Genomic DNA, 20686 nt, shown 5'->3' with positions numbered 1-20686 from the left:
CCCACCTCACCTAGACCGCAACAGCAAGCACACAAAAATCAGGAGTCACGTTCTTACACAAACATCTTGACAAGCTCGGGGATTGCCTCCAGCACCTCCAACACCGCCCGGACATGCGCACCGGCGACCCGACCCTCCACCACATAGCCGGCCAACGTCGGGCACGACGGTGGCAGTCGGTCACCGCAGATCGTGGTGAACGACCCGGTCGCCGCGATCACCCGATGCCGCGCCGCCGGGTCACCAATGTGCAGGCCATGCCCCATGAAATTGCGAACATCGCGGAAACCCAGGGCGCGGGGCAGATCGCGGTCGGAAGCTTCCACAATCAAGCGATCGGTGACCGCGCCCGCGGTCCGCAGCGCCAGGCGTTCGGCCTCCACAGTGGCTTCCACCAGCGCCGCGTCGGATACCAGCGACACATCGACGGCAGCCAACTCATCCAACACCGCGGCAAGGCGTGACAGTTTCTCCGCCACGACAGCATCCGCCGATCCCGCCGGCGCAGTCGCCAAAGCCGAAGGCGCACGGCCATTCTCGCTGTTGTTGCGATTGCTGTTGCTGTTCACGTGCCGCCACCCCCGCCCCAGGTTGTGTCGAATATGTGTTCTACATTACCCGACAATACAGACAGCGTCGAGGAATTCTCGAACAATTTTTCGACCTTGTGGACACGCGTTTCGCCGAGTCTCGACCACCCATTTTCGGTCCAGCGTTGCGGCGTTGAACACTCGAGGTGTCAAGGATGCTCGTGATCGCCGAGAACGCGACGGCGGCACGGTTCTCCGTGGCGATAGTTGCCAAAACAGGCGATCGGCAGCAGCCAATGGTCCTCAGGCAGTGCCGAGCCGATGTCGGACCCGGTTCACGCGGCCCGCTCAGGTTCATCGAGCGGGCCCGTCGACGAGAGCCGCGCAGCATGTCCGAACACACGTTGGTGGCGATCTTGTACAACCATGACCGGTTAGAGACTTTGGCGGGGTCGAATCGATCGGCGTGCTGCCACGCCCGCATCATCGTCTCCTACACCGCGTCCTCAGCATCAAACGGAGACGCCAACATGCGATAGCAGTACCCGGTCAGCTCTCGGCGATACTGCTCGGAAGCCTCACTCACCGCATCAGCCTGCACATCGCCACCCCATGGCAGTCGCCGCTCGCTGCCCCTTCCGCAAAGACACCCCGGCAATTGGTAACTAGTCAGTTACCATTTACGAGTGTCCGTCTTCGTCGCAATCGCCGACCCGGTGCGTCGCGGGATCCTGCGGATCCTGGTCGACGGCCCGCAACGAGTCGTCGACATCCAACGGTTGCTCGCCGCCCGTCACCCGGTCTCGCGGCCCGCGGTGAGTCGACACTTACGGGTGCTCGCCGAGGCCAGCCTGGTCGAGGCTGCCACGACGGGCCGGGAACGTCACTACCGACTCGACCCGACACCACTGCTCGAGGTGCGGAAGTTGTTGTCCGACCTCGGATCCGGGGACGCCGCGGACGCCTCCCGCGTGCCGATCGCGGAGTCGGCACTCGACGCCCTGAACACCGAGGTGTACCGAACCCGACGCGAAAGACGCAGGGCCACAAGCCCAGACAGGTCCAGCCGACACACTGCCGAACCCGACGTCACATCCCACCAGATACAGGAGCCAGGATGACGAATGCACCCATACCCAGCGCCGGCACCGCGTCCGCCGAGACGGCGACGTGGTCGAGTTCACCCGTACCTACCGCGCCGCCGTCGACGACGTGTGGGCCGCCGTGACCGAGTCCGATCGGCTCGCCCGCTGGATCGGTTTCTTCGACGGTGACCCCGACGAGGGTCACGTCGCCTTCACGATGAACGCCGAGGGGGAGGAGAACATGACCCCGGTGCGCTACGACATTCGACGCTGCGAGCCGCCACATGTCCTTCAGGTGCACACGACCGACGATGCCGGTACGTGGGATCTGATCCTTGAGCTGGACGAGAACAGTGGCATCACGACGCTGAGGCTCAGTCAGATCGTCCACGACCCGGAGATCATCGAAAGCACCGGACCGGGGTGGGAGTACTACCTGGATCGTCTCTCAGCGGTAGTGACCGGAACGGACCCGGCCGACATCGACTTCGATGACTACTACCCGGCGCAACGGGAGTACTACCTCACGGTGCGGGACCGGGTGAACGCGAGCGCGAACCGGTCACCGGACTCCGGCTACTGACGTCGGCGGTGTCGACCCCCGCCGGTTGAGTAATGACCGGCGGTGCGGCGGGAAGCGGGCGCGAGTCTCTTGTCTGCGCCACAGCAATGCGCGACGGCGCCGACACGGAAAACATTCAGTCGCAGGCACTTGGACCGACCGTGCAGATCTTGTCGCCGGTCCTCCACGCTGGAGACTGGCTTGAGCATCTGTACTCGCGATCTCCCGACACGACCCAGCACGGCTCGATTGCCCCAGCCCGGCCGCCCAACGAAAAAAATCCCGGAGAGCAATGCTCTCCGGGATTCTCGCGGTGTCCGAGGGGGGACTTGAACCCCCACGCCCGTTAATAGGGCACTAGCACCTCAAGCTAGCGCGTCTGCCATTCCGCCACTCGGACTCGGTGCTTCGGTGTCTCGCGGATTTCTCCGTTCCGCACCGGGCCGGATAACACTAACCGAGGTTGCCCCCGTATCCCAAATCCCGTAGGAGTGAGGGGTGACTTCGGAGCCTGAGAACACCGCCGGGACCATCAAAGCCGTCGACGAAGTGGTCGATATCGTCAGCAAACTGATCCGCTTCGACACCTCCAACACGGGAGAGCCCGAGACGACGAAGGGCGAGGAGGACTGCGCCAAGTGGGTGGCGGGGATGCTCGAAGAGGTGGGGTACACCACTCAGTACGTCGAGTCGGGGCGACCGGGACGCGGAAACGTGTTCGCGCGGCTCGCCGGTCCGCCTGATTCCGACCGTGGTGCGCTCCTGGTGCACGCTCATCTCGACGTCGTGCCCGCAGAGCCTGCCGACTGGAGTGTCCACCCGTTTTCGGGGTCGGTGTCCGACGGCTACATCTGGGGCCGCGGCGCCGTCGACATGAAGGACATGGCGGGGATGGCGCTCGCACTGGCCCGCCAGTTCAAACGCGACGGCACCGTGCCGCCGCGTGAACTGGTCTTCGCCTTTCTTGCCGACGAAGAAGCCGGCGGGACGTGGGGTTCTCACTGGCTGGTGGAGCATCGGCCGGACCTGTTCGAGGGCATCACCGAGGCAGTCGGCGAGGTCGGCGGCTACTCACTGACCGTCGACCGCCCGGACGGCACGCAGCGTCGTCTCTATTTGGTGGAGACGGCCGAGAAGGGGCTCTCGTGGATGCGGCTCACCGCCGAAGCCACTGCGGGCCACGGCTCGTTCCTGCACTCCGACAATGCTGTCACCGAGATCGCCTCCGCGGTCGCGCGAATCGGAAACCACGAATTCCCTCTCGTGATCAGCGATTCGGTGGCCGAGTTCCTGCAGGCGGTGTCCGAGGAGACCGGTTGGGATCTCGGTCCCGACACACCCGACCTCGAGACCGCCCTGTTCAAACTGGGCAGCCTCGCCCGGATCCTCGGTGCCACACTGCGTGACACCGCCAACCCGACCATGCTCAAGGCCGGCTACAAGGCCAACGTCATCCCGCAGAAGGCCGAGGCCGTCGTCGACTGCCGTGTCCTTCCCGGGCGCCAGAAGGCATTCGAGGCTGAGATCGACGAGTTGATCGGCCCCAATGTCCGACGGGAATGGATCACCCACCTCGACTCCTACGAGACGACCTTCGACGGCAACCTCGTCGACGCGATGAACGACGCGATCCTCGCCTACGACGAGGACGGTCGGACCGTCCCGTACATGATGTCGGGCGGCACCGACGCCAAGGCGTTCGCCAAGCTCGGAATCAGGTGCTTCGGCTTCGCGCCGCTGCGCCTGCCGCCCGAACTCGACTTCGCCGCGCTCTTCCACGGCGTCGACGAGCGTGTCCCGGTGGATTCGGTCCTGTTCGGCACGCAGGTGTTCGAGCACTTCCTGCATCACAGCTGAGCGGTCCCCCGACCTACGGTTCAGCTGCGACGCGTCAGCGCGATCAGTCGCCGAGCACCCGCCGCAGGTAGTCGTTGCCGAAGACACGCGAGGGGTCGTACTTGTCCCGAACCGCGAGGAAGTCGTCGAATTGCGGGTACACAGCGCGGAAGTACTCCGCGTCGCGGGTGTGTAGCTTGCCCCAGTGTGGCCTGCCGTTGTGGGCAACCATGATCTCCTCGACGTCGGCGAAGAACGCCGAGATGTCCGCGGGATCGTCACGGTGGTAGCGGTGGACCGCGATGTAGCCCGTGGTACGTCCCGAGGCCGTCGAGAGCATCAGATCGTCGGCGGCGGCAGCGCGCACCTCCACCGGGAAGCTGACGCGGTATCCCTTGCGTGCGATGAGCTTCTCGATGTCGTTGAGTACCTCCGCCACGGCGGGCAGTTCGACCGCGTACTCCATCTCGCGGAAGCGCACATCACGGATCGACGCGAAGACCTCTGCCGACGGTGCGACGTACGTGCGCTCCGAAAGCGCATGACTCGCAACCCGATTGAGCGTCGGTACAACTGCGGGAACCCGCCGTCCGAGTTCGCAGACAACGCCGTAGACCTTGTTGCTGATCAGGTCGTCGTCGATGTATCTACGCACCGAGCCCGGCCCACTTGGCGTGGCGCCTGCGGGAAGCCTTGTATTGGTCTTGGCCAGCGCGCGACGAGTGTGCGGGAACCAGTAGAACTCGTGGTGGTCGAAGGATTCGACGCGGTCGAGAAAGCCGCCGACCGCATCGTCGAGATCGAGAGGCTCGTCGTGAGCGCGGAGACTGAACGCATCGACGCATTCGATGGTCAGCTCGACGATGACCCCAAGCGCACCCAATCCCAAAGCAACAGCGCGCAATTCGTCATCGTCGGCAGTGAGGGTGACGACGTCGCCGGTACCGGTGACGATCTTCGCGCCGACGATCTGCGTCGAGATCCCACCGAAGTGCAGACCGGTGCCGTGTGTACCCGTCGACGTGGCCCCGGTGATCGTCTGGCGATCGATGTCGCCGAGATTGCGCATTCCGAGCCCGTAAGGGGCGAGCAGAGCAGGGATCTCGTGCAGCCGGGTGCCCGCCCGCAACGTCACCCGCTTCCCGTCGACGCCGACCACCCCGCGCAGCGCGGACATGTCGAGCTGAATGCCCTCTGGCACGCCGATGGCGGTGAAGCTGTGCCCGGAGCCGATCGGCTTGATGCGTGTCCCGTCGGCCACTGCTCTCGCGACGAGCTGCGCGACGGCGTCGACGCTGTCGGGTGTCGCGACTGCCGTTGTGGCCGACTGGTTTCCACTCCAATTGCGCCACTGCGTGCGCGTCTGTGTTGTCACAGGTAGCACTTTTCTTCCCCTCGGTAGGTCGGAACGAGATCGTCGACGCGTGCCTGTCCGTTCTGGTCACGTCCGATCAGAGCAACTGTCCTGGCGCGCTCGCACACCTCGCCGGACTTGGTGTGGCGGAACCACACTCGATCACCCGGCACCAGCGTCGACGCGGCGTCGCCGGTCAGCGGCGTCTGCACCTCGCCGGCGGCCTCGGTGCCGACGTAGGACAAACCCGCGGGCCACACCGGACGCGGCAGCCTGTCGGGCGCGGGTGGGCCGGAGGCGATCCATCCGCCACCCGCGCACGTGATGATCTTTGGCGCGGGTCTGCGCGTCACGTCGAGACCGAACATCAACGCTGGAGCGGGCTGAAAGCGTCGGTATCCGTCGAACAGATGGCCGCCGAAAAGCCCACTGCCCGCGGCGATGTCGGTGACTGAACTGTCGCGGGCGGTCTCTTCGAGCGAACCGGTTCCGCCCGCGTTGACGATCTCGATGTCGGCGAGCTCGCGCAGTGAGGAGATGATCGCGCCCCGTCGTCGTCGTAATTCGAGCATGGACACGCGCTGCATCGCACGGGTCGCCCGGTTCATCAATGGCTTGCCGTCGACGTCGTCGGCGACTCCCGCAACCTGAGCCTCGTACGACATCACGCCGACCAGTGCGAAACCCGGACGTGCGACGATCGCGCGGGCCAGCGTCAGGGCGGCGTCTGCATCGTGCACAGGGGAGCGTCGGACACCGAGGTGGACGCGACCGCCGAACAGCCGCAACGAGGCGTCGAGGTCGATGGCCACGCGAACCACCGAACGGTGCTCTGGCGAGACGATGGAGTCGATGACGTCGAGTTGCGCGACGTCGTCGACGAGCAGCGTGACGCGCGTCAGTGCGACGTCGTCGGCGAGGAGGTCGGCGAGAGCGGCACGTCGAACCGACGGATACCCGAGGAGCACGTCGTCGATGTTCGACTCGGTGGCCAACCACTGCGCCTCGGCGACATCGTAGGCAAGGACTCCCGCAAACCCATCGCGCGCGACGACGTCGTCGATGATCGATCGCACGCGAAGCGACTTGCTGGCCAACCGAATCGGCACACCGTTAGCTCGGGCGGTCAGGTCGGCGATGTTGTGTTCTAGCGCGGCGAGATCCAGTGCGAGGGTCGGCGCGTCGAGTCCCGCATCACGCACCGCCGCGTCGATTCCCGCGTAATACCCGTCGGGGTCGGTCGACCACGGCTGTGACGACGCGACTGCGCCCGAGTGGGTTGTCGTGGCCTCGAGACGGCCCATATGTGCTGCTCCCAGAGGTGTTGTGGGGAGCTCGGAGTACCCGGCTCCCAAAGTTGACCAAGTGGTCAACTGAAAGTTACTACACAACTTCCGGCGGCGGGACGTGAAAGTGCATCTCGGGCTCCGAGCGCTGCGGATTAGACTCGCGAACGAGTCCACGCACGCTCGGCCATACCGGCCGTACTCGCGAGAGAAAGGTGTTCGATGACCTCGTACGACCCCTACGCAGACCTGCCGAACCTGCCGACGTTCACGCTGACTTCGGAGAGCGTGGCCGACGGCGCGCCGCTGGCAACTCCTCAGGTCAGCGGAATCATGGGCGCGGGCGGCGCCGACGCCTCACCGCAGCTCTCGTGGTCTGGATTTCCCTCGGAGACAAAGAGTTTCGCCGTGACGGTCTACGACCCCGACGCTCCGACTGCCGCAGGTTTTTGGCACTGGGCCGTCGCCGACATCCCTGCATCGGTGACGAGTCTCGCCGAGGATGCAGGCGACGAGAACGGGAGTGGTCTACCCGCGGGAGCGGTCACCCTGGCCAACGACGCCTCACTCAAGCGGTTCGTCGGAGCTGCGCCGCCGCCCGGACACGGCCCGCACCGGTACATGATCGTCGTGCACGCCGTCGACGTCGAGTCGCTCGAATTGCCCGAGAACGCGACGCCGGCCTACCTCGGATTCAACCTGTTCTCGCACGCGATCGGACGCGCGCGCATCATCGGGACGTACGAACAGCCCGCCGAGAACGTCTGACTCGACGATCAGCCGCGTGGCGCGCTGCCGACCGCCTCGGAGATGTTGCTCAATCCGGCGGCGCGCACGCGGGCTGCGAGTCCCTCATGGATCTCGCGTAGTCGCACCGGCCCCCCGTAGATGAAGCCGGTGTAGGTCTGCAACAGATCGGCGCCCGCGCAGATGCGCTCCCATGCCTGATCGGGCGTCTCGATACCGCCGACACTGATCAAGGCGAGCTTGCCGCCGACGCGAGAGTACAAGCGGCGCAACACCTCCAGCGACCGATCAGCGAGCGGTGCGCCGGAAAGTCCGCCCGCACCCATCGCCTCGACCTCGTCTGCTGGAGTGGTGAGTCCGTCACGCGAGATCGTCGTATTCGTCGCGACGATGCCCGCCAGACCGAGTTCGACGGCCAGATCGGCCACCGCGTCGATGTCGGCGTCGGCGAGGTCGGGGGCGATCTTCACGAGGGCCGGAACCGTCACCTCGTCGAGTACCGCGGCGAGAATCGGCCGCAGTGAGTCGACGGCCTGGAGATCGCGGAGACCGGGAGTGTTCGGTGAGCTCACGTTGACCACCACGAAATCGGCATGCTGGCCCAGCAGGCGAGCCGAGATCCGGTAGTCCTTGACGGCGCCGTCGAGCGGCACCACCTTGGTCTTGCCGATGTTCGCGCCGATCGGACCGGGGATACCCCGCCCCTTGGCCGCCAGGAGATTGTCAGCCGCTGCCACCGCGCCGGGGTTGTTGAATCCCATGCGGTTGATCAGCGCACGGTCGGCTGGCAAACGGAACAGCCGCGGTGGCGGATTGCCCGGCTGGGCCTGGCCGGTGACGGTGCCGACCTCGGCGTACCCGAAGCCGAGAAGTGCCCACGCGTCGGCCGCTGCGGCCGACTTGTCGAAACCTGCTGCCAGTCCCAGGGGCGCCGGGAAGGTGACACCGAAGACGTCTTGGCGCAGCACCGGGTCGGGAACGGTGAACAGTCGCGCGAGGAGCGTCCGCGCGATGCCCAGCCTGCTGGTGGTGCGGATCGACGCCATGATGATCGAGTGGATGCGCTCGGGGGCGAGAAGGAACATCGCCTTCAGGCCGAGCGGATACAGGACCCGGTTGACGCGGGTCAGCATGCCTCGGCACTTCCGCCGAACTGCTCGCCACCTCGGCCCCGTGGCGGTTTTTTGCGTCGTAGCAACACTTTTCGGGTGCCATCGGTGTACAGCCGAACCCGCGACAGTTCCCAGCCACCGAACTCGGCTTCGAGTGACAGACGCATCGACGCCGTCACCCTGGTGATGTCCGGCGGAAGCTTGATCAACATCGTCTCGTAGTCCTCGGACGTCACCTCCCATCCGCGGGGATACCGCGCACCGATTCGTGCGCTGGTGCGGTGATGCTGGGGGAGCCGGTGATGACCGGGCGTCGACATCAGCGTCCCGCCTCGCTCGGCGCGGCAGTGGGACTGCTCACAGGTGCCCCTTGGGTATACGGCGGACTGACAGCCTGCACGCCACCGTCGCGGGCCGACAAGACGTAAACGGTGCCGGACGCATCGTCGACGGTGAGGGCGTCGGGCTGGGCGACCGCGGCGAAGCGATGCTTCTCGACGGGTTCACCACCGGCAAGGTCATACGCCACCACCTCGTTGTTCGCCGTCGTCGACACCCAAAGGAGATTGCGGGTGTCGTCGTAGTCTACGGCGTACGGTCCGTTCGGCACGGGATAGCGGAATCGCATCACCAGCGGTGCTCCATAGAATCCGACGATCTCGTCGTCGCGTGTGTTGGCCACCAGGATTCGCCCGTAGTGGTCGACGGTCGCCTCGGTGGCGCCGTTGCCCGCGCGCAGCGCCGCACCGAACTCGCCGGTGGAGATGTTGACCGGGGTGACAGACGACTGCGCTTTGTCGAGCACGACGACCTGCTCGTCAGGGAGGTCGGCGCCGACGGGGGAGACGGTGATCTGATCCACGCCGACGAATCCGCCGATATCGCGGCTCTGCTTGAGCGCGGCGTCGAAGACCACGAGGTGACCGTTTGCCGTGCCCACGAGGATCTGTCCGGCTGCCGTGCGAGCCAGCGCGGTGGGCTCCGACACCGAGGTGCGCGCTGACGTCACGGCTCCGTCGGGAGCGATGCGCACCAGGGTTTCCGGCCCCGCACCGACGAATGCGCCGTCGCCGACCCCGATCAATCGTGTGAGCCGGGGTACCGCGACGGTGCTCGGCGGAGTGGTGATCGCCTCCGTCGACAATCGGAGCACTGATGTCCCGTCTTTGCTCAGAACACCCAGCGAGTTGCCCGAATGAGCCAGCTGCGTGCTTCCCGGCGGCGTCGGCACAACCGTGCCCGCAGGCGTGGCGGCAGGTCCGGCGGGGGCGGCACTTGCGGTCGCGGGCGCCACCGTTTCCTTCTTGCCGCCGCCATCGTCCGACGATCCGCAGCCCGCCAGCACCATCGACGCGACCACGATCGTTGCGATACCCCAGACCGGCGCCGAACGTCGGCGAGCAGAGTGAGCGGTATCGACAAGCCGGGGTGAGCGCATGCAACTATCTTGCGCGACGCACATCGGTCGGCCGCCGACAGGTCGGCGTCGCCGTTCGCCGGATCACATCCGGTGTGCCGCTCGCGCGTCGCATACGACCGGTAGCATCGTCGCCCGTGACCGAGACCATGACCTGGGCCCAGGCGATCGTGCTGGGAATCATCCAGGGCCTCACCGAGTTTCTTCCGATCTCATCGTCGGCCCACCTGCGCATCGCCTCGGAACTGATGTTCGGTGGCGACGCCGGAGCGTCGTTCACCGCTGTGATCCAACTCGGAACCGAGGCTGCGGTTCTCGTGTTCTTCGCCCGCGACATCGGCCGCATCATCACCGCCTGGTTCCGCGGACTGTTCAACGAACACGAGCGCAACCTCGACTACCGGATCGGTTGGTACGTGATCTTCGCGACCATTCCGATCGGCATCATCGGCTTCTTGCTGAAGGACGAGATCCGCACCGCTGCGCGCAACCTGTGGATCACCGCGATCGTCCTGATCGTGTTCTCGGGAGTGTTCTGGCTCGCCGAACGCGTCGCAACGCAGTCCCGGTCGATCGAGCAGCTCACCCTGCGCGACGGCCTCGTCATGGGTCTCGCGCAGTGCCTCGCCCTGGTGCCCGGCGTGTCACGCTCGGGTGCGACGGCAAGCGCGGGTCTGTTCCTCGGGCTCGAGCGCGAAGCCGCGTTCCGCTTCTCGTTTCTGCTCGCGATCCCCGCGGTGCTGGCGTCCGGACTGTTCAGTCTCCCCGACGCCTTCCACCCCTCCGGCGACGGTATGGAGGCCACCGGCGCACAACTCGCGGTGGCCACACTGATCTCCTTCGTCGTCGGCTACATCTCGATCGCCTGGCTGCTGCGCTTCGTCAGCGGACACTCGCTCAACTGGTTCGGCGTGTACCGCGTGGCCCTCGGCCTCGTCGTGATCGGGCTGCTCTCCGCCGGGGTCATCAGCGCGACCTGACCTGCGCCGTGTCGGCCGTCTGTGCCGCAGCGGGCGCGAGTGCCTATGGTTGAGGGATGACCGTGATCCTGGTTCGCCATGGCCGGTCGGTTGCCAATACCTCGGGCGTACTGGCCGGCCGCACGCCGGGCGTCGCCCTCGACGACAAGGGACGCTCGCAGGCGGCGGAACTGGTGAATCGACTCGGCTCGTGCGTCGAGCAGATCACCGCGGTGGCTCGCTCACCATTGCAACGGTGTGGTGAGACCGTTGCACCGTTGCTCGCAGCCATCACCGAGCAGACCGGTCGTCAGGTTCCCGAGGTGGTCGTCGACGATCTCGCAGAGGTCGACTACGGCAGTTGGACCAACCGACCGATCAAAGACCTCCTCGCCGAGCCTCTCTGGAAGGTGGTGCAGCAGCACCCGTCGGCTGCCGTCTTCCCTGAGGGCGAGGGCCTGTCTCAGGTTCAAGCCCGTGCCGTTGCCGCCATCCGCAGGCTCGACCGCGAACTCGGGGGGCCGGATGGCTCCGGAGTCTGGGTCGCGTGCTCACACGGCGACGTGATCAAATCGGTGATCTCCGACGCGATGGGTGCCCACCTCGACACCTTCCAACGGATCGTGATCGAACCGGCGTCGATCAGCATCGTCCGCTACGGCGCGACACGCCCGTACGTGCAGACGGTCAACAACACCGCAGTGATCTCGATACCGTCGCCCCCGCCGAAGAAGAGCCACGACGCCGTCTCCCACGACGCCCCCTCCCACGACGCCGCAGCCGAGGACGACGCGACCATCGGAGGCGAGACCGGCGTCGACGACAACACCCTGCGACCGGCAACTTCTGCACAGGCTCCCGCCGGACGCGGATAATGAACACACGAGAAAAGGAGGTGTGATGTCTCGAGCGATCCATGTCTTCCGCAGCCCGGACCGGTTTGTCGCCGGTACCGTCGGACAACCGGGCGACCGGACGTTCTACCTCCAGGCCGTCCACGAGGCGCGCATCATCAGCGTGATGCTCGAAAAGCAACAGGTGCAGATCCTCGCCGATCGGATCGGCGCTCTGCTCGACGAGATCCATCGCAGGTTCGGCACCCCGATTCCACCGCCGTCCGACCGCGTCGGAGATCTCAGCCCCCTGGTGATGCCGGTCGACGCCGAGTTCCGGGTCGGAACCATGGGCCTCGGCTGGGATGCCGAGTCCGAGGCCGTCGTCGTGGAGTTGCTCGCCATCACCGAGGGTGAGTTCGACGAGAGCGTCGTCCTCGACGACACCGACGAGGGTCCCGATGCCGTCCGCGTGTTCCTCACCACGCAGGCCGCGCGCGAGTTCGCCGCGCGATCGTCGCGGGTAATCTCCGCCGGGCGGCCGCCGTGCCCGCTGTGCGCCGAGCCTCTCGATCCCGCCGGTCACCTCTGTGTCCGCACAAACGGCTTCAAACGCGACGCAGAGTTGAGCAAATCGATCGAATTCGTCGACCCGGAGGTGTTCCGCGATCTGTCGCTCGGCGATGACTCGGGTCTCTACGACACCCACGACGAAGGCGACGAGTCAGGAGAAGGACCCGACGCCGACAGCCCGGGGCGGGATTGACACCGATGCAACCGGGGGAGGCCGCAGGCGAGCCCGGTACGGGCGGCATCACCTCAGATGATGCGCTCCGCGAGGGAGAACTGGTCATCGTCGGCCGAATCCCGACGGCGAGCAACGCGACCCTCGTCTGCGAGGCAACACCGTCATCAGGCGGCAGCGTTCGGTGTGTCTACAAACCGATTCGTGGCGAAGTGCCGCTGTGGGACTTTCCCGACGGCACTCTTGCTGGGCGCGAGGTGGCGTCGTACCTGATCTCCGAGGCACTCGGCTGGCACACGATCCCGACGACGGTGATGCGCGACGGTCCGCTCGGCCCCGGAATGGTCCAGCGCTGGATCGACACCCCCGATCCCGACTCCGGCGACCTCCCGGCGGCTCGCGTCGACCTCGTGGACCTGTGCCCGCCCGACACCGTCCCGGACAACTATCGGCCGATCCTGCGGGCGCTCGATCCACTTGGTGAGCAGGTCGTTCTCGTCCACGCCGACGATCCGCGCCTGCTGCGGATGGCGGTGCTCGACGTCATCCTCAACAACGCCGACCGCAAGGGCGGACACGTACTCGAAGGTCTCGACGGCAACGTCTACGGCGTCGACCACGGCATCTGCCTGCACACCGACGACAAACTGCGCACGGTGCTGTGGGGCTGGGCGGGCGATCAGATCCCCGGCCACCTGATCGCCGATATCGCGACGCTCGCCGAGGCCCTGGAGTCCGACGACTCGCAGCTCCGCGCGTCACTGGCCCCACACATCACCGACGACGAGATCGACGCACTCACCCTGCGCGCCATCATCCTCGCCGAATCCGGCAGGCTTCCCATGCCGCCGCCTCACCGCCCCATTCCCTGGCCACCGTTCTGACGACCTATTCAGACAGCCCGTTCTGACAGCCCTGTTCGGACCCGTCTGAGAGCGGCCAATACAGTGGGACATATGCAATCGTGGCCCCAACCGGCTGTGCCCACCGTCGGCGGATCCGGACCCGCGCTCCGCCTGTACGACACCTCGAGCCGCACCGTCCGACCCGTCTCGCCCGGCGCGACCGCGACCATGTACGTCTGTGGCATCACGCCCTACGACGCAACGCACCTCGGTCACGCGGCCACCTACCTCACCTTCGACATCGTCAACCGGGTGCTGCGCGATCAGGGGCATGAGGTGCACTACGTGCAGAACATCACCGACGTCGACGACCCGCTGTTCGAGCGTGCCGCCCGCGACGGCGTCGATTGGCGTGCGCTGGGCTCCGAGCAGATTCAGCTCTTCCGCGACGACATGACCGCGCTGAGCGTCCTACCGCCGCGCGACTACATCGGTGCGATGGAGTCCGTCGACGAGGTCATCGAAATGGTGGGCAAACTCCTCGCGTCCGGCGCGGCGTACGTCGTCGACGATCCCGAGTTCCCCGACGTGTACTACCGCGCGGATGCCACCGAGCAGTTCGGCTACGAATCCGGGTACGACCGGGCGACGATGGAACGGTTCTTCGCCGAACGCGGCGGCGACCCCGACCGTCAGGGCAAGCGTGACCGCCTCGATCCCATCCTGTGGCGGGCGCGTCGCCCCGACGAACCGTCATGGGAGTCGCCGTTCGGACCGGGACGTCCCGGCTGGCACGTCGAGTGTTCGGCGATCGCACTGAACCGGCTCGGCGTCGAATTCGACATTCAGGGTGGCGGAAACGACCTGATCTTCCCTCATCACGAGTTCTCCGCAGCGCATGGCGAGGCGTACACGGGCGCTAGGCGCTTTGCGCGCCACTATGTGCACACCGGCATGGTCGGACTCGACGGCGAGAAGATGTCGAAGAGCCGTGGAAACCTCGTGTTCGTGTCGGTGCTGCGCCGTGCGGGTGAGGACCCTGCGGCGATCCGTCTGGCGCTGCTCGCCGAGCACTACCGCGCCGACCGCATGTGGAGCGATGCCGTTCTCGACGAGGGTCGCGCACGTCTTCACCGGTGGCAGACTGCCACGTCGGCGCCGACCGGCCCGGACGCCGCACCCGTCATCGCCCGCGTTCGGGAGCATCTCGCCGACGACCTCGACACACCCAAGGCCCTTGCCGCCATCGACGGGTGGTGCCGAGATGTCGAGCAGGGAATCGGACAGTCGACGACCGCTCCCGGCGATGTCGCCACCGCCGTCCAAGCACTGCTCGGCGTCGAATTAGGCCACGCGACACGATGATCCGACGCGATTCGTACGCCGGCGGCGCAGCTTAGTAGAGTTCTCCGGGTGGCCCGCGTTCAGGAGATCCGACCCAACACCGAATCCGGCGTGTACACCGTGATCACACGGACCTCGACGTATCTGCTCGACTTCAACGACATGACTCTGCTGCGGGCTCCGGGAGTGGGAGGCACCGACAGCGAGGAGTGGGCGGTCAGCAGGCTGCGTCGCGACTCCGAAGACATCCCGCTTCTCGGTGTGAAGTCATGCCGAGTGGGCGAATCCGCACAGTTCTGGGTTCGCGCCGCCGACGACCCGGACGTACGCACCTGGCGTATCACGACGCCGGTCGTCTCCATCGAACGCATCGACTGACCGGCGAGGTGCAGCCCGTCGGACAGCGACCCAGTAGCTGAAACTCAGCCTCCGAAAGGACCGGGTCGACGCCGCTTGAGGTAGCGCTCGAATTCGGCGGCCAACGCGTCGCCGTCGATCTTGGCCATCGCCTCGTCGGTGTCGAGTTCGGCGTCACCGCGCTCCTCGAGGCCTCGGACGTAGTCGGCGATCTCCTCGTCGTCCTCGGTCATCTCGGTGACCGCCTGCTCCCACTCTTCGGCCTGCTCGGGCAGCGTGCCGAGCGGTACCTCGATGTCGAGGACCTCCTCGACCCTGTTGAGCAGGGCGACGGTCGCCTTGGGGTTCGGGGGCGTCGACACATAGTGCGGGACCGCAGCCCAGAACGACACCGCGGGCAGCCCCGCCTGCACGAACAGATCCTGCAGCACCCCGGTGATCCCCGTCGGGCCCTCGTAGCGGTTCTCGGCGAGGTTGTAGCGTTCGGCCGCTTCGCTGCTGTAGGCGCTTCCGGTCACCGGGACCGGACGGGTATGGGGAGTGTCGGCGAGCAACGCACCGAGCATCACTGTCGTCTCCACACCCAGCTCGTGCGCGAGGTCGACGATCTCGGCGCAGAACGCACGCCAGCGCATGTTGGGTTCGATTCCGCGCACCAGTACGATGTCACGGTCGGCTCCCTCGGGGCTGCAGTAGGAAATGGACGTCGTCGGCCAGTCGATTCGGCGGGTGACTCCGTCGATTTGCTTCACCGTGGGCCGATTGACCTGGAAGTCGTAATAGTCGTCGGCATCGATGTCGACGAGGGGGCGCGCGTCCCAGGTCAGCGCGAGATGCTCGACGGCACTGCTGGCCGCGTCTCCGGCGTCGTTCCAGCCCTCGAAGGCAGCCAGCAGGATCGGCCGGCGCAACCGGGGAAGGTTCGACAACTGCTCTGCGTTCACTGAACCAGCCTACGACCTGATCACAAGAGAGAGCGAACTACGCTGAGAACCATGTCCAACCCCTCCCGTACCGCCACCGACTTCGACACGACGTTCCTCACGGACATGTCGCGTCGAGTATTGATCGGCGATGGGGCGATGGGCACCATGTTGCAGGCCGCGGATTTGACGCTCGACGATTTCAACAACCTCGAGGGTTGCAACGAAATCCTCAACGACACCCGCCCCGACGTTCTCGCAGACATCCACCGCGCCTACTTCGAGGCGGGCGCCGATGCTGTCGAGACCAACACGTTCGGCTGCAACCTCTCGAACCTCGGCGACTACGACATCGCCGATCGCATCCGCGAACTCTCCTTCAAGGGCACCTCCATCGCCCGTGGTGTCGCCGACGAGATGGGGCCGTCGAGTGACGGCACCGGACGTTACGTTCTCGGATCGATCGGCCCCGGCACCAAGCTGCCGAGCCTCGGCCACACCACGTTCGAGGCCATCCGCGACGCCTACTTCGAATGTGTCGCAGGCATGCTCGACGGCGGCGCCGACGCGATTCTCGTGGAGACCTCGCAGGACCTGCTGCAGGTGAAGGCTGCCGTGCTGGCCGCCAAGCGGGCGATGGCGCAGCTCGGGCGTCGAATTCCGATCATCTCGCACGTCACGGTCGAGACCACGGGCACCATGCTGCTCGGCTCCGAGATCGGCGCGGCGCTCACCGCCATCGAGCCGCTGGGCGTCGACATGATCGGACTCAACTGCGCCACCGGGCCGGCCGAGATGAGTGAGCATCTGCGGTACCTGTCACGGCATGCAACCATTCCGGTCTCGGTCATGCCCAACGCCGGTCTGCCCGAACTAGGCCCCAACGGCGCCGTCTACCCGTTGCAGCCAGACGAGCTGGCGGAATCACTGGCGACGTTCGTCGGTGAATTCGGGCTCTCCTTCGTCGGCGGTTGCTGCGGAACGACGCCCGACCACATCCGTGAGGTCGCTGCTGCGGTCCGCGGCGTGACCAAAGCGAAGCGGACACCGCAGCACGAGTCGGAGACGTCGTCGCTCTACACCGCGGTGCCCTTCGACCAGGACGCCAGCTTCCTGGTGATCGGCGAGCGCACCAACTCCAACGGTTCCAAGGCTTTCCGCGAGGCTATGCTCGCCGAGGACTACCAGAAGTGTCTCGACATCGCCAAGGACCAGACCCGCGACGGCGCGCACATGCTCGACCTCAACGTCGACTACGTCGGCCGCGACGGCGCAGCGGACATGACAGCGCTCGCCAGCCGTTTCGCGACGTCGTCGACGCTGCCGATCATGCTCGACTCCACCGAGCCCGAGGTGATCCGCGCAGGACTCGAGACGCTCGGCGGGCGGTGTGCCGTCAACTCCGTCAACTACGAGGACGGCGACGGGCCCGATTCGCGATTCGCGCGCATCATGCGGCTCGCCGTCGAACACGGTGCCGCTGTGGTGGCGTTGACGATCGACGAGGAAGGCCAGGCGCGTACCGCGGACTGGAAAGTCCGTGTGGCAGAGCGGCTCATCGCCGACATCACCGGGAACTGGGGCCTCGCCGAAGAGGACATCATCCTCGACACCCTGACGTTCCCGATCTCGACGGGTCAGGAGGAGGTCCGCAAGGACGGCATCGAGACCATCGAGGCCATCCGGCGGCTGCACGAGGCACATCCGGACGTGCACTTCACCCTGGGCATCTCCAACATCTCGTTCGGCCTGAATCCCGCTGCACGCCAGGTGCTCAACTCGGTCTTCCTGCACGAATGCGTGCAGGCGGGTCTCGACACCGCGATCGTGCACGCGTCGAAGATCCTGCCGATGGCGCGGATCCCCGACGAGCAGCGCGACGTGGCGCTCGACCTGATCTACGACCGTCGACGTGACGGATACGATCCGCTGCAAAAGCTCATGGAGCTTTTCGAGGGTGTCTCGGCGGCGTCGGCTCGCGAAACCCGTGCGGCAGAACTGAACCGGCTTCCGCTCTTCGAGCGACTTGAGCGTCGCATCGTCGACGGGGAGCGCAACGGACTCGAGGCCGACCTCGACGAGGCGATGACGCAGAAGCCGCCGCTGGAGATCATCAACGAGACGCTGTTGTCCGGCATGAAGACCGTCGGCGAGCTGTTCGGATCCGGCCAGATGCAGCTGCCATTCGTGTTGCAGTCTGCCGAAGTCATGAAAACCGCTGTGGCACATCTCGAGCCGCACATGGAGGCCACCGGCGAGGACGGCAAGGGACGCATCGTGCTTGCCACCGTGAAGGGCGACGTCCACGACATCGGCAAGAACCTCGTCGACATCATCCTGAGCAACAACGGCTACGAGGTCGTGAACATCGGTATCAAGCAACCGATTTCGACGATCCTCGAGGTGGCCGAGGACAAGCGTGCCGACGTGATCGGCATGTCGGGGCTGCTGGTGAAGTCGACCGTCGTCATGAAGGAGAACCTCGAGGAGATCAACGCCCGAGGGCTGGCCGACAACTATCCCGTCCTGCTGGGCGGAGCGGCGCTGACGCGGTCGTACGTCGAGAACGATCTGTCGGAAGCCTACGAGGGCGACGTGCATTACGCGCGTGATGCCTTCGAGGGTCTGCGCCTGATGGACGACATCATGGCGCTCAAACGTGGTGGGGGATCGGTGCCCGAGAGTGCCGACTCGATCGCTGCCGCCCAGAAGGCCGCCGAGCGCAAGGCACGACACGAACGATCGAAGCGCATCGCTGCCAAGCGCAAGGCCGCGGAGACTCCGATCGAGGTGCCCGCACGCTCGGATGTGGCCGCCGACAACGACGTTCCGACGCCACCGTTCTGGGGGACTCGGATCATCAAGGGCGTACCTGTCGCCGAGTACCGCCAACTGCTCGACGAGCGTGCACTCTTCCTCGGCCAGTGGGGTCTGCGCGGAGCGCGCGGCGGTGATGGGCCGTCGTACGAAGAGCTGGTCGAAACAGAAGGTCGTCCACGGCTTCGCTACTGGATCGATCGGTTGTCGACCGAGGGCATCCTGCAGCACGCGGCCGTGGTGTACGGGTACTTCCCGGCGGTCAGCGAAGGCGACACCGTGCATGTGCTCACCGAGCCCCGCCCGGATGCCCCTGTGCGGTACAGCTTCTCGTTCCCACGCCAGCAGCGGCCGAAGTTCCTGTGTATCGCCGACTTCATCCGCTCGCGCGACGACGCCATCGCCACCGGACAGGTCGACGTGCTGCCGTTCCAGCTCGTCACGATGGGCCAGCCGATCGCCGATTTCGCCAACAAGCTCTTCGCCGACGACGCGTACCGCGATTACCTCGAGGTACACGGCATCGGAGTGCAGTTGACGGAGGCGTTGGCCGAGTACTGGCACCAGCGAGTCCGTAGCGAACTGACGGTGGGGGACAAGTCATTCGGGTCCGAGGATCCCGACGCGGCCCAGGGCTTCTTCGACCTCGAGTACCGCGGTGCGCGCTTCTCGTTCGGCTATGGCGCGTGCCCGAACCTCGAAGACCGCATCACGATGATGAAGTTGCTCGAACCGGAACGCATCGGCGTCGAACTGTCGGAGGAGTTGCAGCTCCATCCCGAGCAGTCGACGGACGCCTTCGTTCTGCACCATCCCGAGGCCAAGTACTTCAACGTCTGAGCATGCGCGTCACGTGGAGCGCAGTACCTCGGTCAGCTGCGGGACGATCTGCTTCTTCCTGGAGACGATCCCGGGCGCCTTGGCGTGGCCGTCGCGGACGGTCACGCCGAGTGCCTTCTCGACGGCCTCGACAGGCGAGCCCACGACGAGAAGGTCGGAGTCGACCTTCAGCACGTCGGTGAGTAGTAGCAGGAACAGGTCGTATCCCTGTTGTCGCGCTTCGGCATTCATCGCTGCGAGGAACTCGTCGCGGCGTGCGAGCAGACTGTCGACGTCGACGGTGTTGATCTGTGCGACGCGGACCGTCGTCGACCCCATGGTGTAGCTCTTGGCGTCGCGGTCGATGAGTTCGGCCGCCGACGCGTCGCCGACGTCGGAGCCCGCGCGGAGTAGGTCGGTGCCGTAGCCGTCGAGGTCGATTCCGGCGCGCTCGGCGAGTTCGGTTGCCGCAGCTCGATCGAGGTCGGTGGTCGTCGGCGAGTGCAGCAGAAGTGTGTCGGAGATGATCGCCGACACCATCAGTCCGGCGACGTCTCGTGGCGGTGTGAGATCCTTCTCGCCGAACATCCGGTGAAGGATCGTGCACGTGCAGCCGACGGGCTCGGCGCGAAACCAGAGCGGAGCAGCGGTCTCGAAGTTGGCGATCCGGTGATGATCGACGACCTTGTGGATGGTCACGTCGGCGAGATCGGCGACACTCTGCTGACGTTCGTTGTGGTCGACGAGCATCACACCGTCCGCCTCGGGTCGTGCACGTTCGATCACGCGCGGCGCCTCAATCCCGAAATGATCCAGCGCATAGCGGGTTTCGGGCCCCGGCGAACCGAGAGCCACCGCCTCGACGTCACGTGTGGGATCGAGCGAGCGCTCGAGATGCGCCATCGCGATCGCCGACGCGATGGCATCGGTGTCGGGGTTGCGGTGTCCGAAGACGAAGACCTTCGACATGACTCCTCCGGGGCTGCTCGGTGATGTCGGTGCTCCCTGCCGACACTACGGTCACTCCGCCCCGAGCGAGTTCATCCGGGGTGAATCCACTGGCGTGAACCAGACAGTCTCTTTCCACCGACCTCCCAGCTTCGCCGGTCACAGTG

General features: G+C 65.9%; 19 protein-coding genes, 1 tRNA gene and 1 pseudogene. 11 read left to right on the top strand and 10 right to left on the bottom strand.

All coding sequences use genetic code 11. The features are described from left to right. Positions 1 to 77: 77 nt before the first annotated feature. Both A5788_RS15820 and A5788_RS24445 read right to left on the bottom strand, forming a co-directional pair. Positions 78 to 569: pseudogene (locus A5788_RS15820) on the bottom strand (HNH endonuclease); the annotation flags it as partial. A gap of 40 nt (positions 570 to 609) precedes the next feature. Beyond that, complete coding sequence (locus A5788_RS24445; protein ID WP_269450026.1) at positions 610 to 1014, bottom strand: sigma factor; 405 nt, start codon at positions 1012 to 1014, stop codon at positions 610 to 612. Between the two features lie 202 nt (positions 1015 to 1216). On the opposite strand from A5788_RS24445, the gene A5788_RS15810 reads away from it, so the two are divergent. Continuing rightward, positions 1217 to 1651 (top strand): ArsR/SmtB family transcription factor, encoded by a 435-nt coding sequence (locus A5788_RS15810; protein WP_064869207.1) that lies wholly within the window; start codon positions 1217 to 1219, stop codon positions 1649 to 1651. Positions 1652 to 1700: 49 nt separating this feature from the next. Continuing rightward, positions 1701 to 2198, top strand: a complete 498-nt coding sequence (locus tag A5788_RS15805; RefSeq protein WP_064869209.1) for an SRPBCC family protein — start codon at positions 1701 to 1703, stop codon at positions 2196 to 2198. Positions 2199 to 2491: 293 nt separating this feature from the next. Here the strand turns inward: A5788_RS15805 and A5788_RS15800 are convergent. Further along, positions 2492 to 2577, bottom strand: a tRNA-Leu gene (locus A5788_RS15800). A gap of 98 nt (positions 2578 to 2675) precedes the next feature. Here A5788_RS15800 and A5788_RS15795 point away from each other — a divergent pair. Further along, positions 2676 to 4034, top strand: coding sequence for a M20/M25/M40 family metallo-hydrolase (locus A5788_RS15795; RefSeq protein ID WP_049697354.1), 1359 nt, complete (start codon positions 2676 to 2678; stop codon positions 4032 to 4034). Positions 4035 to 4077: 43 nt separating this feature from the next. On the opposite strand, the gene A5788_RS15790 is transcribed toward A5788_RS15795, so the two are convergent. Next, positions 4078 to 5388, bottom strand: a complete 1311-nt coding sequence (locus tag A5788_RS15790; protein ID WP_064869339.1) for a D-arabinono-1,4-lactone oxidase — start codon at positions 5386 to 5388, stop codon at positions 4078 to 4080. Continuing rightward, the gene (locus A5788_RS15785) at positions 5385 to 6671 is read right to left on the bottom strand and encodes an alanine racemase (RefSeq protein WP_064869211.1); all 1287 of its coding nucleotides are present in this window, start codon (positions 6669 to 6671) and stop codon (positions 5385 to 5387) included. The genes A5788_RS15790 and A5788_RS15785 overlap by 4 nt, the downstream gene beginning before the upstream one ends. 204 nt (positions 6672 to 6875) lie before the next feature. On the opposite strand from A5788_RS15785, the gene A5788_RS15780 reads away from it, so the two are divergent. Then, on the top strand, positions 6876 to 7421 hold the full coding sequence (locus A5788_RS15780) for a YbhB/YbcL family Raf kinase inhibitor-like protein (protein WP_049697356.1): 546 nt from the start codon (positions 6876 to 6878) through the stop codon (positions 7419 to 7421). A gap of 8 nt (positions 7422 to 7429) precedes the next feature. On the opposite strand, the gene A5788_RS15775 is transcribed toward A5788_RS15780, so the two are convergent. From A5788_RS15775 to A5788_RS15765, 3 genes are read right to left on the bottom strand one after another with little or no spacing between them, the layout of a single operon-like run. After that, positions 7430 to 8533, bottom strand: coding sequence for a quinone-dependent dihydroorotate dehydrogenase (locus tag A5788_RS15775; RefSeq protein ID WP_064869213.1), 1104 nt, complete (start codon positions 8531 to 8533; stop codon positions 7430 to 7432). Next, positions 8527 to 8832, bottom strand: coding sequence for a DUF5703 family protein (locus A5788_RS15770; RefSeq protein ID WP_064869214.1), 306 nt, complete (start codon positions 8830 to 8832; stop codon positions 8527 to 8529). Before A5788_RS15770 ends, A5788_RS15775 begins: the two co-directional genes overlap by 7 nt. Next, a complete protein-coding gene (locus A5788_RS15765) occupies positions 8832 to 9950 on the bottom strand; it encodes a YncE family protein (RefSeq protein ID WP_064869216.1) in 1119 nt (372 codons plus the stop codon). Before A5788_RS15765 ends, A5788_RS15770 begins: the two co-directional genes overlap by 1 nt. 116 nt (positions 9951 to 10066) lie before the next feature. On the opposite strand from A5788_RS15765, the gene A5788_RS15760 reads away from it, so the two are divergent. The 6 genes from A5788_RS15760 (at position 10067) to A5788_RS15735 (ending at position 15033) form a co-directional block, all read left to right on the top strand. Continuing rightward, positions 10067 to 10909 (top strand): undecaprenyl-diphosphate phosphatase, encoded by an 843-nt coding sequence (locus A5788_RS15760; RefSeq protein WP_064867503.1) that lies wholly within the window; start codon positions 10067 to 10069, stop codon positions 10907 to 10909. Between the two features lie 56 nt (positions 10910 to 10965). Next, entirely contained in the window at positions 10966 to 11763 is a 798-nt protein-coding gene (locus A5788_RS15755) for an MSMEG_4193 family putative phosphomutase (protein ID WP_064869218.1), read from the top strand. Positions 11764 to 11788: 25 nt separating this feature from the next. After that, positions 11789 to 12487 (top strand): DUF3090 domain-containing protein, encoded by a 699-nt coding sequence (locus A5788_RS15750; RefSeq protein WP_064869220.1) that lies wholly within the window; start codon positions 11789 to 11791, stop codon positions 12485 to 12487. A 5-nt stretch (positions 12488 to 12492) separates the two neighbouring features. Beyond that, positions 12493 to 13350 carry an SCO1664 family protein gene (locus A5788_RS15745; protein WP_064869222.1) on the top strand — a complete coding sequence of 286 codons (858 nt, stop codon included), beginning with the start codon at positions 12493 to 12495 and terminating at the stop codon, positions 13348 to 13350. A 72-nt stretch (positions 13351 to 13422) separates the two neighbouring features. Beyond that, on the top strand, positions 13423 to 14676 hold the full coding sequence (gene mshC / locus A5788_RS15740) for a cysteine--1-D-myo-inosityl 2-amino-2-deoxy-alpha-D-glucopyranoside ligase (RefSeq protein WP_064869224.1): 1254 nt from the start codon (positions 13423 to 13425) through the stop codon (positions 14674 to 14676). Between the two features lie 48 nt (positions 14677 to 14724). Beyond that, on the top strand, positions 14725 to 15033 hold the full coding sequence (locus tag A5788_RS15735; RefSeq protein ID WP_005202917.1) for a hypothetical protein: 309 nt from the start codon (positions 14725 to 14727) through the stop codon (positions 15031 to 15033). A 44-nt stretch (positions 15034 to 15077) separates the two neighbouring features. On the opposite strand, the gene A5788_RS15730 is transcribed toward A5788_RS15735, so the two are convergent. Further along, positions 15078 to 15956 (bottom strand): PAC2 family protein, encoded by an 879-nt coding sequence (locus A5788_RS15730; protein ID WP_049697364.1) that lies wholly within the window; start codon positions 15954 to 15956, stop codon positions 15078 to 15080. A gap of 51 nt (positions 15957 to 16007) precedes the next feature. Between A5788_RS15730 and metH the strand changes: the two genes are divergently transcribed. After that, positions 16008 to 19592, top strand: a complete 3585-nt coding sequence (metH, locus tag A5788_RS15725; protein WP_064869226.1) for a methionine synthase — start codon at positions 16008 to 16010, stop codon at positions 19590 to 19592. A gap of 9 nt (positions 19593 to 19601) precedes the next feature. Here metH and A5788_RS15720 read toward each other — a convergent pair whose 3' ends face one another. Further along, positions 19602 to 20540 carry a manganese-dependent inorganic pyrophosphatase gene (locus A5788_RS15720; RefSeq protein WP_064869228.1) on the bottom strand — a complete coding sequence of 313 codons (939 nt, stop codon included), beginning with the start codon at positions 20538 to 20540 and terminating at the stop codon, positions 19602 to 19604. Positions 20541 to 20686: the final 146 nt, after the last annotated feature.

The sequence above is a fragment of the Gordonia sp. 852002-50816_SCH5313054-c genome, from assembly GCF_001665925.1.
GTDB lineage: Bacteria > Actinomycetota > Actinomycetes > Mycobacteriales > Mycobacteriaceae > Gordonia > Gordonia jacobaea.
Note: the sequence above shows the minus strand (reverse complement) of the source record. Positions and strands in the feature narration are given on the sequence as shown.

Coding starts and splice junctions, on each gene's coding strand:
- A5788_RS24445 (WP_269450026.1), bottom strand. CDS start 1,014: ATGCGGGCGTGGCAGCACGCCGATCGATTCGACCCCGCCAAAGTCTCT.
- A5788_RS15785 (WP_064869211.1), bottom strand. CDS start 6,671: ATGGGCCGTCTCGAGGCCACGACAACCCACTCGGGCGCAGTCGCGTCG.
- A5788_RS15780 (WP_049697356.1), top strand. CDS start 6,876: ATGACCTCGTACGACCCCTACGCAGACCTGCCGAACCTGCCGACGTTC.
- A5788_RS15775 (WP_064869213.1), bottom strand. CDS start 8,533: ATGCTGACCCGCGTCAACCGGGTCCTGTATCCGCTCGGCCTGAAGGCG.
- A5788_RS15770 (WP_064869214.1), bottom strand. CDS start 8,832: ATGTCGACGCCCGGTCATCACCGGCTCCCCCAGCATCACCGCACCAGC.
- A5788_RS15765 (WP_064869216.1), bottom strand. CDS start 9,950: ATGCGCTCACCCCGGCTTGTCGATACCGCTCACTCTGCTCGCCGACGT.
- A5788_RS15755 (WP_064869218.1), top strand. CDS start 10,966: ATGACCGTGATCCTGGTTCGCCATGGCCGGTCGGTTGCCAATACCTCG.
- A5788_RS15750 (WP_064869220.1), top strand. CDS start 11,789: ATGTCTCGAGCGATCCATGTCTTCCGCAGCCCGGACCGGTTTGTCGCC.
- A5788_RS15745 (WP_064869222.1), top strand. CDS start 12,493: ATGCAACCGGGGGAGGCCGCAGGCGAGCCCGGTACGGGCGGCATCACC.
- mshC (WP_064869224.1), top strand. CDS start 13,423: ATGCAATCGTGGCCCCAACCGGCTGTGCCCACCGTCGGCGGATCCGGA.
- metH (WP_064869226.1), top strand. CDS start 16,008: ATGTCCAACCCCTCCCGTACCGCCACCGACTTCGACACGACGTTCCTC.
- A5788_RS15720 (WP_064869228.1), bottom strand. CDS start 20,540: ATGTCGAAGGTCTTCGTCTTCGGACACCGCAACCCCGACACCGATGCC.